The organism is Paenarthrobacter sp. NPDC090522, from assembly GCF_044769225.1.
Classification (GTDB): Bacteria; Actinomycetota; Actinomycetes; order Actinomycetales; family Micrococcaceae; genus Arthrobacter.
In genome coordinates, this window is record NZ_JBIVXL010000010.1 from 1 (window position 1) to 11,666 (window position 11,666).

Below are 11,666 nucleotides of genomic sequence, written 5' to 3' on the forward strand. Positions count from 1 at the left end.
TCGATCATCATCCCTGCCATCCCAGTCGTGGATTCAGACACGGCCGTCTCCTTCAGATCAGGCCAGACCCCACACACCGTTATTCAGACAGTCCCACTTCCGCGGCCGGACCCGTGGGAAGTGAGAGAGCGTCGGGTTTTAAGGGCTGTTTGGTGAGAGAGCGTCGGGCTTTATGGGCTGTTTGGTGAGAGAGCGTCGGGGGTGAGGGCTTGGACGAAGTGCGGGGGCCAAGGCTGCGCTGTCGCGTACCCGGCGGGGACGTGCGCCGTCGTGACCGTTCCGTAAGAGGCCACGACGGCGGCTGCCGGGCTGCCGGCTGCCGGGCTGCCGGCGTCGGGGGTTCCTGCCGAGGCCGGCAGCGGGTGGCCGAGTACCTCGAATTCCAGAGTGAGCGAGGTCCGGCCGAGCGCTTGTACCCGCACCGACGCGGTGATGCGCTGGCCGAACCACAGCTTCGCTTTGTAGTTGATGACCTGCTGGACGCGGGGCGCGCTGGGGAAGTAGTCGGGCAGCTCCAGCGAGCGGAACAGCTCGGCCTCGGCGGCCTCCACCCAGCGCAGGATCGCCGAGTTGTGCTGGTGGCCGGAGGCGTCGGTGTCCACCCACTCCACCGTCCGCTGGACGCTTGCTTCCGGCATGGTTCTCCTAGCCGACGCTGACCGCCGCGTCTTGCTCGTCGGGGTCAGCGGTTGCTTTCCCTTCGGTCACCCGCGCTTCCTGCTGCGGCTTCGGGATAAGTGCGACGGCGGCAGCGGCCAGGACCGCGATACCGGCGAAGATTCCGAAGTTCGCCTCAAACGGGAGCTTGGAACCTGCGATCCACCCTCCGATCAACGGCCCGGAGATAGCGCCAAGCCGGGCGAAGCTGAGTGCCCAGCCCGTCGCCGTGCCGCGGACCTTTGCCGGGTAGTAGTCGGCGATGTACCCCGTGAGGACCAGCGACGTGGAGATGGAACCAACGCCGGCGAAGGCCACGAGCAGCAGGTTGACCACCATGGTGTTCGGGAAGACCAGGAGCATGATGCCCAGGCCGCCGAGGATGTAGAACACCACCAGGATGAGTTTCTTGCCGTATTTGTCTGCCGCCCGGCCCAGAAGCAGGCCACCGATCGCCGAGGCGAGGCTGAAGACCAGGAGGAACGTCAGGGATGAACCGAGGTCGTAGCCGGCCTTCTTCATGATGCTCGGAAGCCAGGTGTTCAGTCCGTAGACCAGGAGCAGGCCGCAGAACAGCGAGATCCAGAAGAAGACGGTCGAGCGGAGGTACTGCAGGGAGAACATGGTGGTGATGGTCTTCCACCACGGGTCTGCGGCTTGGTTGCTGATGGGCTTGGCGGCCACCACCGGGCGGTAGTCAGTGATTCCGAGCCTGGCAGCCAACGTCTTTGCCTCTGAACTGCGGCCCTTCGACTCTAGGTACTCAAGGGATTCCGGCAAGAACTTCCAGATGACCGGCAGCAGGATCACGGGGGCTGCGCCGATCGCGATCACCGCCCGCCATCCACCCAGCGGAAGGACGAACAGGGCTGCCAGCGCGGCCGCGACAATCCCCAGCGAGTACCCGGAATACATGAGTCCATAGTTATAAGAGCGCTTGTTCGGAGCGGAGTACTCGATGGTCAGCGCCGCTGCCACGGGGATCACGCCGCCCATGCCGAGCCCACCGATCAGGCGGAAGAGGCCGAAGAGTTCGGGCGTCGGGGCCCACGCAGCACCGGCTTGTGTGACAGTGAAGATGATCATGGACGCGAGCAGCATCTTCTTCCGGCCCACAAGGTCGCTGAGGGTGCCGATGAACAAGGCACCGATAAGCATGCCGATCAGGGCATATGACCCCAAGCCGCCCAGAGCCAGCGGCGAGAGATTCCACTCTTTGTACTCGGCGAGGGCCGGGAGCACGGCGCCGAGGACGCCGACGTCGTAGCCTTCGGCGAGAATCGCCAGCCAGCAGCAGAGGAGCACAACACCTGTGGTGCGCTTAGGCACGTTCCAGGTGTTCAAAGGTGCGGCGGCCACGGCTACTTCACCAGGACCGATGCCGCGGCGGCCGCAGGGGTCCAGCGCAGGTGCGTGATGGCTTCCTCGGCGTCCGGTTCCTTGAGCAGGGACAACCGCGGACGGACGGCGTCCGTGCGCGAGCTCGGTGGCTTGCGGCGGCCGGCGCGGAACTGCGGGATCCACTGCGCGCCAGGGCCGTGGTATTCCTGCTCGGCGGCTGCGTGCAGGGTCCATTGGGGGTCGTAGAGGTGCGTTCGGCCCAAGGCGATAAGGTCGGCACGGCCTGCGAGGAGGATCGAGTTCACGTCGTCGTAGCTGGAGATGGCTCCGACGGCGATCACCGCCACTCCTGCCGGGGCGGCAACTTCCTGGCGGATCCTGTCTGCGAACGGGGTCTGGTAGCTGCGTCCGAAAGCGGGCTTCTCTTCCTTGGCAATCTGGCCCGTGGAGACGTCGAGCCCGGCTGCGCCGTGTTCAACAAAGGCCTTCGCGATCTGCAGCGAGTCGTCGGAGGTATTGCCGCCGTCGATCCAGTCCGTCGCGGAGATGCGCACCGTCACCGGCTTGCTGGACGGCCAAACTGCCCGGACGGCGTCGAACACTTCCAGCGGGAACCGCAGCCGGTTCTCCAGGCTGCCGCCGTATTCGTCCGTGCGCTGGTTGGAAACGGGAGACAGGAAGGAGGAGAGCAGGTAGCCGTGGGCTGCGTGGATCTCCAGGAGGTCGAAGCCGGCCGCCTCGGCGCGCTGCGTCGCGGCGACGAACTCGGCCTTGATGGCGTCCATCCCGGCGCGGTCCAGTTCCAGCGGGGTCTGGTTTTCGGGGCCGTACGGCAAGGCGGAAGGTCCGACGGCGGTCCAGTTGCCGGAGTCGAGCGGCTGGTCGATGCCTTCCCACATGAGCTTGGTGGAGCCCTTGCGGCCGGAGTGTCCCAGCTGGGCACCGATTTTCGCGGTGGAGCGGGTGTGCACGAAGTCGACGATTTCCTTCCAGCTCTCGCGCTGTTCGTCGGTGTAGAGGCCGCTGCAGCCTGGGGTGATGCGGCCGGATTCGGAGACGCAGACCATTTCGGTTATGACCAGCCCTGCACCGCCCAAGGCCTTGGAGCCGAGGTGGACCTTGTGGAAGTCGCCGGGGACGCCGTCCGTCGCGGAATACATGTCCATCGGGGAAACAATGATCCTGTTCTTCAGCTCGAGTTCGCCGATGCTGAAGGGCTGGAACATGGCCGGTGCCACCTGGCTGAGGCCCTGCGAAGAAGCGAAGTTCCGGTCCACTGCCTCCGCGAATTCGGGGTCGCGCAGGCGCAGGTTCTCCTGGGTGATGCGGCGGCTTCGGGTGAGCAGGTTGAACGCGAACTGTGTGGGGTCCTGGTCCTTGTACTGGCCGATCCGTTCGAACCACTCCAACGACGCTTGCGCGGCACGCTGGGTGGACGCAACCACCGGGCGGCGCTCGGCTTCGTAGGCTTCCAGTGCCTCTGCGACCGTGGGGTGCTCGTGCAGGCAGGCAGCCAGTGCGAGGGAGTCTTCCATGGCCAGCTTGGTGCCCGAGCCGATGGAGAAGTGGGCCGTGTGCGCGGCGTCGCCCAGCAGGACCACGTTGCCCTTGCGCCAGCTCTGGTTGCGGACAGTGTTGAAGTTCAGCCACTTGGAGTTGTTGGACAGGACCTCGTAGCCGGCCAGTTCCTCGGCGAAGATCTCGCGGATCTTGGCGATGGCCTTCTCGTCGGAGACACCGGGTGCGAAGACCTCGTCGGCGGTCTCGTCGAAGCCGGCCGCGTGCCAGACGTCCTGGTGCATTTCGACAATGAACGTGGAGCCTTCATCCGAGTACGGGTAACCGTGGATCTGCATGACGCCCCACTCGGTTTCCTTCACGAAGAACTTGAAGGCCTCGAACACCTGGTCTGTGCCGAGCCACATGTACTTGTTGGTGCGCGGGTCCAGGTCCGGGCCGAACGCGTCAGCGTACTTGGCGCGGATCTGCGAGTTCACGCCGTCCGCGGCAAGGACCAGATCGTAGCCGGCTTCGAGTTCCTCGATGGCCGGGGCCATGGTGCTGAACCGGACGTCGACGCCGAGTTCGATGCACCGGCGCTGCAGGAGTTCCAGGAGTTCCTTGCGGCTCATCGCGGCGAAGCCCTGGCCGCCGACAGTGATCATTTCGCCGCGGAAGTGGATGTCGATGTCCGACCAGCGGGCGAAGCGCCGGCTCATGTATTCGGCCACCACGGGATCGGCGTTGCCGATGCCACCGAGGGTCTCATCGGAAAACACGACGCCGAAACCGAACGTGTCGCTCGCGGCGTTCCGTTCCCAGAGGGTGATGTCGTGGGACGGGTCCAACTGCTTCATCAGTGCTGCGAAGTACAGGCCACCCGGGCCGCCTCCGACGATTGCGATTTTCATGGTGGTGCTCCTTCTACGCCTGGCCCTGGCCGGTGGGGGTAAGTTCGTGGGTTGCTGTTTCCTCTGCGAGGACACGGTCGCGCAGCTTGAAGTGCTGCAGCTTGCCGCTGGGGTTGCGCGGCAGTTCGGTGACGAAGCGGATATCCCGCGGATACTTGTACGGGGCGATGGTCTGCTTCACGAAGTCCTGGATTTCCTTGCGCTTCGCGGGGTCGCCAATGACTCCTTCGCGCAGGACCACGAACGCGCACACGATGCTGCCGCGCTGCTCGTCCGGGATGCCGATGACAGCGTTCTCCACCACGTCCGGGTGCTGGTCGATAGCGGCCTCAACCTCGGGGCCGCCGATGTTGTAGCCGGAGGAGACAATCATGTTGTCCGAACGGGCCTGGTAGGTGAAGTAGCCGTCCTCATCCATGGAGAAGGTATCTCCGGTGACGTTCCAGCCGTTCACGACGTAGTTCAACTGCCGGGGATCGTCGAGGTACCGGCAACCCGTGGGCCCGATGATCGCGAGGCGTCCGGACTGTCCCGGGCCGAGTTCCTTGCCCTCGGGATCGAGGATCGTGGCGCGATAGCCCGGCACCGCCTTGCCCGTCGTCCCGGGGCGGATGTCATCCCCTGCGGCAGATATGAAGACATGGAGCATTTCCGTGGCACCGATCCCATTCACAAGGCTCAGCCCTGTGGCTTCATGGACGGCCTCCCACGTTTCCTTGGACAAGTGCTCCCCGGCGGAAACGGCAATCCGAAGACGGCTCAACAGCTCGCCGCGGTTCTCCTTGAGGATGGCCCGGTACGCTGTCGGAGCCGTGAACAAGATGGTGGCTCCCGCCTCGGCAGCGCGTTCGGCCAACTCCACCGGACCGGCCTTCTCGGTCAGGAGCGAGGACGCCCCGAACCGCAGCGGGAAGACCACCAGTCCACCCAGCCCAAACGTGAAGGCCAGCGGAGGGGAACCGGCAAAAACGTCGGACGCGGTGGGCTCCAGGATGTACCGGGCAAAGGTATCCGCGTTCGCCAGGATGTCCCGGTGGAAATGCATGGTCACCTTGGGCACACCCGTAGTTCCGGACGTCGGGCCCAGCAGGGCAACATCGTCCGAGGACGTGTCCACCGCCGTGAACTCCCCGCTCTTGCGCGAGCAGCGGGCGGTGAGGTCGCCGTCGTCGTGCGCTCCATAGCTGAGGACGGCAACGTCATCCCCGGCAGCGACAGCGAGTTCGTCCACGAAGCGGTGGTCCGAGATGGCGACCACGGGCTTGGTCAGCTGGATGATGGTGGAAACCTCAGTGGAGCGCAGCATCGGCATGGTGGTCACCACCACGGCTCCGGCCTTGATCACGCCGAGCCACGCCGCGACGATCCACGGGTTGTTCGGGCCGCGGAGCAGGACACGGTTGCCGGGGACGATTCCGAGGTCTTCTGTGAGGACCTGGGCCACCTGGTTGGAATGGAGCTGGAGCTCGCCGTAGGTCCAGACTTCGCCGTCCGGGGTACGGAGTGCCGGGCGGTCGGCACCGTGCCGGGCGACAGCGTCGTCGATCAGCACTGAGGCGGCGTTGAGCCGGTCCGGGTAGTTGAGTTCGGGGAGGGTGAATTCGAACGCCGGCCAGGTTTCGGCGGGCGGCAAGTGGTGGCGGGTGAACGTGTCCACATGGGCCGATGGCAACATGCTCATGGCCGTTCCTTTCAGTGGTGCGTCGTTGGGGCTGGGGATGGGTGAGTCAAGCGCGAATCATGCCTTCTTGGGCGACGGTGGCCAGGAGCCTTCCTTGCCGGTCGAAGAAGCGGCCCATGGCCAGGCCGCGGTTGCTTTGGCCGGAGATGGCTTCCTGGGCATATAGGACCCAGTCGTCCACGCGGCCGTCGCGGTGGAACCACATGGAGTGGTCCAGGCTGGCGGTAGCGAGTCCGGGGCTTGACCAGTTCAGGCCGTTGACCCGGAGAAGCGGTTCAAGGATGGTGTAATCGCACACGTACGCGAGGGCGGTGCGCTGGAGGTCTTTGCTGTCCGGGAGTGAGTCGAACGCCTTGACCCAGATGGCCTGCTGCGGCGCGGTTCCGCCCTCAAGCTCGACATATACCGGTCCGGGAATATGCCTCATGTCGAAACTGCGGCCGGTTCCCCAGTAATCGGCAGCGCTTCCTTCAGTCCCGGCCAGCACTTCGGCTGCCGAACGCAGGGATTCAGGTTCGACGGCGGCAGGCGCCTGGGGCTGGAAGTCCGGGCCGTCCTCGGGAACCTGGAAGGAACCCATCGCGGCATACACGGGCTTGCCGTTCTGGAAACCCCGCACCGTGCGGGTGGAATAGCCCCGGCCGTCACGCAGCCGCTCCACTTCGTAACGGACCGTGGAGCCGATATCCACCGGGCGCATGAAGTAGCTGTGCATCGAGTGAAGCTGCCGGTCAGCATCCACCGAGCGCATCATCGCCGCTGCGGCCTGGGCCACCATGTCTCCACCGTAAGCCTTGGGCCACGGAACGTACTGGGTGGTCGCTTCGTAGGCCTCGTCGAAGACCTGCGCCTCGGTTTCCGTGAGCTCGACAGCCCGGAGGAAGGTCTCCGACGTCAGGGTTCCCGTGATCATGGCTTAGGCCCGGCGGTAGTCGGCGAGGGTTTCGTCCGGGACGTCCTCGAGGTTGACCACGAGGTTCTCGGGGGTCCGGGCGGTCAGCCAGACGAGCTCCTCCGTCACGGACATATTGGCTTCGACGTGCGGCATGAACGGCGGGACGAAGACCCAGTCGCCCGCCTTCATGTCGATGAACTCGCTGTAGTTCTCACCGAAGTAGATCCGGCCGTGGCCCCGAAGGACGTAGCCACCCGTTTCAGCTTCGCCGTGGTGGTGCGGAAGGGAACGGTAGCCGGGAGTGTTGGACACTTGCCCGAACCAGATCTTGGTTGCCGGGGTGTGCTGGATGCTCACGCCGGAGACGCGGACACAGTCACCGGACTGCATCGTGTTGGTGTCCTCCTCGCCAGCGCGGGTGACGACGGGGACAACCTTGCCATCTGGCTGGGCGTAGATGGAGTTGTCGCCTTCGAGGCGGTACTCGGTGGTGGTCTGGCTCATGGGTTTCTCCTTGTGTCTCTTACGCTGAATGTCTCTTACGCTGAAGTGGTTACGGGTGCGTGGATGCGGAACTGGTTCTCCAGCCGGCCGATTCCGTCGATTTCGGTGGTGAGGATGTCGCCGTCGTTCAGGAAGCGCGGCGGGGTCATGCCCATGCCGACTCCCCCGGGCGTTCCCGTCAGGACCAGATCGCCCGGGCGAAGGACCGTGAACTGCGAGATGTAGGACAGCAACTGGGCGGGGCCGAAGACGAGCGTCTTGGTGTTCCCGTCCTGCACGAGTTCTCCGTTGACATATCCGCGGACCTGGAAGTGCTCTCCGGCTTCATCTGCCGTGACCATGACGGGCCCCACGGGCGCTGTCCGGTCCCAGGCCTTGCCCTGGAACCACTGCAGCGTCCGGTTCTGCCAATCCCGCATGGAGACATCGTTGGCCACGGTGTACCCGGCAATGGCGTCCCGGGCCTGATCCTCATCAGCCTGGTACAGCTCCGAGCCCACGATGACGGCCAACTCGGCTTCCCAGTCGACGCGGGCACTCCCCTGGATTTCCACGGCGTCGTGAGCGCCCACCAGGGTGTCCGCGTACTTGGCGAACAACGTGGGGTACTCGGGAAGGTCGCGGCCCATCTCCTGGATGTGGTCCCCGTAGTTCAAACCGCAGCAGATCACCTTGCCCGCGCTGGGCACGAGGGGCGCGAAATCGGGGTTGGTCAGGACTTCCCCGCCCGCTGCTTCGGCCACGGTCTTTTCAGCCACTGTCCGCCAGTTTTCCTGGGCCAGGAGCGCGCCAACGTCACTGGCCGGGAGCGCGAGGTATGTGCCATCGCCAGCGGCGAGTGCCGCCGTCGTACGTCCGTCTGCGGTGCGCAGAGTGGCAAGTTTCATCGGTTGGTTTCCCTTCGATTTTTTGATGTGTCGACTTTTTTACGATCGTCACATATGCTCAACGTAGCAGGGCGGGAATGATCTGCATAGGGGCTTTTCAAAACTTTTCGCAACTGCCACAACCGAGGAGGACCACCATGAGCCACAAGACCATCAACCCGGAATCACTGCCCAAGCCATCCGGTTTCGCCCACGGCATGCTCGCCGGAAATACCGTGTTCCTGGGCGGGCAGACAGCTCTTGATAAGGACATGAACATCGTGCCGGGCGGCATCGTGGAACAGTTCACGCAGGCGTTCTCAAACGTCCTGACAACACTCCGGGAAGCCGGCGGACAGCCCGAGGACCTGGTCAACGTGACCATCTACCTCACCGACGTGGACGACTACATGGCGAACGGGCGCGAGATCGGGCGCATCTGGCGCGAGATGGCCGGCTCGCAGTACCCGGCGATGGCGGGCATCGGCGTCACGCGTCTGTGGCAAAAGGAAGCCCTGATCGAGATCCAGGGCATCGCCGTCATTCCTGAGCGGTAAGCCTCTGGCCTTGGCTCTTGGGCGTGCGGCAGCATAGCCGTATGGGAACCGTCACCGAGTACTTGGAAAACGTCAGTGCTGCCAACCGTCCGGCGTTGGACAGGATTGTTGCCATTGCGCGCGAGCTTGCGCCGGACGCCGAGGAAGGCACCAGCTACGGCATGCCTGCTCTCATGGTTGGGGGTAAGGGATTCGTGAGCGTCCTCGAAACCAAGAAGCACTTGGCGCTGTATCCGTTCAGCGGGCAGATCCTGCCTGAGATGTCCGAGGAGCTGGGTGGGTACTCGTGGTCGCCGGGGACGCTGCGGTTTTCCGTGGACAATCCCGTGCCCGATTCCATGGTGCGGCGGATCCTCGAGACCCGTCTGGCGGCGATCCGCAAGTAAGCCCTCCCCGCGCCCAACTGGGTCGCAATTAAGCGCGTTTTGACCGCTGAAAACGCGCTTAACTGCGACCTACTTGGGTCAGTGCTTGGCGGAAACGTCCTGGGAGATCGCGTCCGCAGTTGCCACGACTTCCGCGCGGACCGAATCGAGGTAGCCTTCCGGCTGGGCCGCGACGGCTTGGGCCTGCAGGGACACGTTGATGGCCGCGACAGTGTCGCCGTTGTTGCGGTTGTGCACGGGCGCCGCAATGGACATGAGGCCGAGCTCCAGCTCCTGGTCCAGCAGGCACCAGCCTTGCGTTCGGACGCGCTCGACGGCGGCCCTCAAGTCGGTCGCGTTGGCTACGGTTCGCGGGGTGAGGGGCGTGAGTTCGGCCTTCTCCAGGTAGGCGTCGAGCTTGGCCGGCGGCAGGCCGGCGAGCAGCACCCGGCCCATCGACGTCGCATATGCGGGGAAGCGGGTGCCCACGGTGATTCCCACGTTCATGATCCGCTTGGTAGCGACTCGGGCAACGTAGAAGATGTCCTGCCCGTCCAGGACCGCAGCCGACGTGGACTCCCCCAGCTTCAGGCTGAGTTCTTCAAGGTGGGGTTGGGCGAGCTGCGGCAGGGACAGAGCTGAAAGGTACGAGTACCCCAACTGCAGCACCTTGGCTGTGAGCGCGAACGTCTTGCCGTCGGTGCGGACGTAGCCGAGTTCAACCAGGGTGTGCAGGAACCGGCGGGCTGTGGCCCTCGTCAGGTCCGTGCGGGCGGCGACCTCGCTGAGCGTCATCACCGGGTTGTTCGCATCGAAGGCCCGGATCACAGCAAGGCCCCGGGCCAACGACTGCACATACTGGTCGCTGGCTTGCGGGGTCACTGCGGAGTCGGTCATGGTTACCAATCCTAAAGTGCGTTGCGGGGCCTGCTCTGCGGGCTGGTCCATAACAGCGCCCACGACGCCCGGGGTCCCTGATCGAGCTTAGGGAAGAGGTCGGGATGCAGAGCAGGCCCCACAACGGGAGACCTAGGCTCCGGCCTTCAGAGGCAGGGGTACGAGTTCCTGGATTTCTTCGAAGGTGCAGCCGAAGGTTTCGCGGACGGTGACGCCGTCGGGGCCGGTGAGGAACACGGCCTTGTCCGTGTACACGCGGGTGACGCAGCCGACGCCAGTCAGAGGATACGTGCAAGCCTCCACGAGCTTTGAGGCACCCTCGCGGGTCAGCAGGGTCATCATCACGAACACGTCCTTGGCGCCGGTGGCCAAGTCCATCGCTCCACCGACGGCGGGAATCGCGTCCGGGGCGCCGGTGTGCCAGTTGGCGAGGTCACCGGTTGCCGAGACCTGGAACGCGCCGAGCACGCAGATGTCCAGGTGCCCGCCGCGCATGATCGCGAACGAGTCGGCGTGGTGGAAGTACGAGGCTCCGGGGAGTTCGGTGACGGGGATCTTGCCAGCGTTAATCAAGTCACCATCAATGGCATCCCCTTCAGCCGCCGGGCCCATGCCGAGCATTCCGTTCTCCGTGTGGAGCGTGATGTTCTGTTCCTCGGTCAGGTAGTTCGACACCAGGGTCGGCTGGCCGATGCCCAGGTTCACGAATGAGCCCGGGGCGATGTCCCGGGCCACCAGCTGGGCCAACTCGTCACGTCCCAGGGGCTTCTCAGAGGTTTGGATGCTTGTCTGCGTGCCCATGCTCAGGCCACCTTTCCGATAGCAGCTGCGGAATCAACCCGCACCACGGCGTTGACGTAGATCCCCGGTGTCACCACGTTCTCCGGATCCAGCGAACCGGTCGGCACGATCTCGGAGACCTGAACGATGGTGTGCTTCGCCGCGGCGGCCATGATCGGGCCGAAGTTCCTGGCGGTCTTGCGGTACACGAGGTTGCCCTTCCCGTCAGCCTTCAACGCCTTGATCAGTGCAACGTCGGCGTGGATCGGGGTCTCGAACACCTGCCACTTGCCATCCAGGAAGCGCGTTTCCTTGCCCTCAGCCAACGTGGTGCCATACCCGGTGGGGGTGAAGAACCCGCCGATACCGGCCCCCGCCGCGCGGATGCGTTCGGCCAGGTTACCCTGCGGCACAAGTTCCAGTTCGATCTCCCCGGCATGGAACTTCGCGTCGAAATGCCACGAATCGGACTGCCGCGGGAAGGAACAGATCATCTTCTTCACGCGGCCTTCCTTGATCAGCAACGCCAGGCCCTGGTCGCCCTGGCCAGCGTTGTTGTTCACCACGGTCAGGTCTTTGGCGCCGCAGTCCATCAGCGCGTCGATCAGTTCGAACGGCTGCCCGGCGTTGCCGAACCCGCCGATCATCACCGTGGAACCGTCCTTGATCCCGGCCACGGCCTCTCCAACAGTGTCAATGAAATTCAGCATGA

The 11,666-nt window shown here is 64.6% G+C and carries 12 protein-coding genes; 2 read left to right on the forward strand and 10 right to left on the reverse strand.

Annotated features, from left to right (window positions below; genetic code table 11):
* Positions 1–170: 170 nt before the first annotated feature.
* Genes ACIQT2_RS14235 through ACIQT2_RS14265 form a run of 7 tightly spaced genes read right to left on the reverse strand, consistent with a single transcriptional unit; the run spans position 171 to position 8,376 of the window.
* The gene (locus ACIQT2_RS14235) at positions 171–638 is read right to left on the reverse strand and encodes an acyl-CoA thioesterase (RefSeq protein WP_402947495.1); all 468 of its coding nucleotides are present in this window, start codon (positions 636–638) and stop codon (positions 171–173) included.
* 7 nt (positions 639–645) lie between these two features.
* On the reverse strand, positions 646–2,016 hold the full coding sequence (locus tag ACIQT2_RS14240; protein ID WP_402947498.1) for an MFS transporter: 1,371 nt from the start codon (positions 2,014–2,016) through the stop codon (positions 646–648).
* Positions 2,017–2,018: 2 nt separating this feature from the next.
* Positions 2,019–4,409, reverse strand: coding sequence for a bifunctional salicylyl-CoA 5-hydroxylase/oxidoreductase (locus tag ACIQT2_RS14245; protein ID WP_402947500.1), 2,391 nt, complete (start codon positions 4,407–4,409; stop codon positions 2,019–2,021).
* Positions 4,410–4,422: 13 nt separating this feature from the next.
* Entirely contained in the window at positions 4,423–6,090 is a 1,668-nt protein-coding gene (locus tag ACIQT2_RS14250; protein ID WP_402947502.1) for an AMP-binding protein, read from the reverse strand.
* Between the two features lie 46 nt (positions 6,091–6,136).
* Complete coding sequence (locus ACIQT2_RS14255) at positions 6,137–7,003, reverse strand: acyl-CoA thioesterase (RefSeq protein ID WP_402947505.1); 867 nt, start codon at positions 7,001–7,003, stop codon at positions 6,137–6,139.
* A gap of 3 nt (positions 7,004–7,006) precedes the next feature.
* A complete protein-coding gene (locus ACIQT2_RS14260) occupies positions 7,007–7,489 on the reverse strand; it encodes a cupin domain-containing protein (protein ID WP_397325220.1) in 483 nt (160 codons plus the stop codon).
* 35 nt (positions 7,490–7,524) lie between these two features.
* Positions 7,525–8,376, reverse strand: coding sequence for a fumarylacetoacetate hydrolase family protein (locus ACIQT2_RS14265; protein ID WP_402947508.1), 852 nt, complete (start codon positions 8,374–8,376; stop codon positions 7,525–7,527).
* 137 nt (positions 8,377–8,513) lie between these two features.
* Between ACIQT2_RS14265 and ACIQT2_RS14270 the strand changes: the two genes are divergently transcribed.
* Both ACIQT2_RS14270 and ACIQT2_RS14275 read left to right on the forward strand, forming a co-directional pair.
* Positions 8,514–8,912: a RidA family protein gene (locus tag ACIQT2_RS14270; protein ID WP_402947510.1), complete on the forward strand. Its 399-nt coding sequence runs from the start codon at positions 8,514–8,516 to the stop codon at positions 8,910–8,912.
* A gap of 41 nt (positions 8,913–8,953) precedes the next feature.
* Positions 8,954–9,298, forward strand: a complete 345-nt coding sequence (locus ACIQT2_RS14275; protein ID WP_402947512.1) for an iron chaperone — start codon at positions 8,954–8,956, stop codon at positions 9,296–9,298.
* A 78-nt stretch (positions 9,299–9,376) separates the two neighbouring features.
* Here the strand turns inward: ACIQT2_RS14275 and ACIQT2_RS14280 are convergent, their stop codons facing one another.
* From ACIQT2_RS14280 to ACIQT2_RS14290, 3 genes are all read right to left on the reverse strand, one after another.
* Entirely contained in the window at positions 9,377–10,174 is a 798-nt protein-coding gene (locus tag ACIQT2_RS14280; protein WP_402947514.1) for an IclR family transcriptional regulator C-terminal domain-containing protein, read from the reverse strand.
* 132 nt (positions 10,175–10,306) lie between these two features.
* Complete coding sequence (locus ACIQT2_RS14285) at positions 10,307–10,975, reverse strand: 3-oxoacid CoA-transferase subunit B (RefSeq protein WP_402947516.1); 669 nt, start codon at positions 10,973–10,975, stop codon at positions 10,307–10,309.
* Between the two features lie 2 nt (positions 10,976–10,977).
* Positions 10,978–11,664: a 3-oxoacid CoA-transferase subunit A gene (locus tag ACIQT2_RS14290; RefSeq protein ID WP_402947519.1), complete on the reverse strand. Its 687-nt coding sequence runs from the start codon at positions 11,662–11,664 to the stop codon at positions 10,978–10,980.
* Between the last annotated feature and the right edge of the window lie 2 nt (positions 11,665–11,666).

Excerpts from the sequence above, each read along its gene's own strand:
- ACIQT2_RS14235 (WP_402947495.1), bottom strand. The coding sequence starts at position 638 with ATGCCGGAAGCAAGCGTCCAGCGGACGGTGGAGTGGGTGGACACCGAC.
- ACIQT2_RS14245 (WP_402947500.1), bottom strand. The coding sequence starts at position 4,409 with ATGAAAATCGCAATCGTCGGAGGCGGCCCGGGTGGCCTGTACTTCGCA.
- ACIQT2_RS14250 (WP_402947502.1), bottom strand. The coding sequence starts at position 6,090 with ATGAGCATGTTGCCATCGGCCCATGTGGACACGTTCACCCGCCACCAC.
- ACIQT2_RS14255 (WP_402947505.1), bottom strand. The coding sequence starts at position 7,003 with ATGATCACGGGAACCCTGACGTCGGAGACCTTCCTCCGGGCTGTCGAG.
- ACIQT2_RS14260 (WP_397325220.1), bottom strand. The coding sequence starts at position 7,489 with ATGAGCCAGACCACCACCGAGTACCGCCTCGAAGGCGACAACTCCATC.
- ACIQT2_RS14265 (WP_402947508.1), bottom strand. The coding sequence starts at position 8,376 with ATGAAACTTGCCACTCTGCGCACCGCAGACGGACGTACGACGGCGGCA.
- ACIQT2_RS14270 (WP_402947510.1), top strand. The coding sequence starts at position 8,514 with ATGAGCCACAAGACCATCAACCCGGAATCACTGCCCAAGCCATCCGGT.
- ACIQT2_RS14275 (WP_402947512.1), top strand. The coding sequence starts at position 8,954 with ATGGGAACCGTCACCGAGTACTTGGAAAACGTCAGTGCTGCCAACCGT.
- ACIQT2_RS14280 (WP_402947514.1), bottom strand. The coding sequence starts at position 10,174 with ATGACCGACTCCGCAGTGACCCCGCAAGCCAGCGACCAGTATGTGCAG.
- ACIQT2_RS14285 (WP_402947516.1), bottom strand. The coding sequence starts at position 10,975 with ATGGGCACGCAGACAAGCATCCAAACCTCTGAGAAGCCCCTGGGACGT.
- ACIQT2_RS14290 (WP_402947519.1), bottom strand. The coding sequence starts at position 11,664 with ATGCTGAATTTCATTGACACTGTTGGAGAGGCCGTGGCCGGGATCAAG.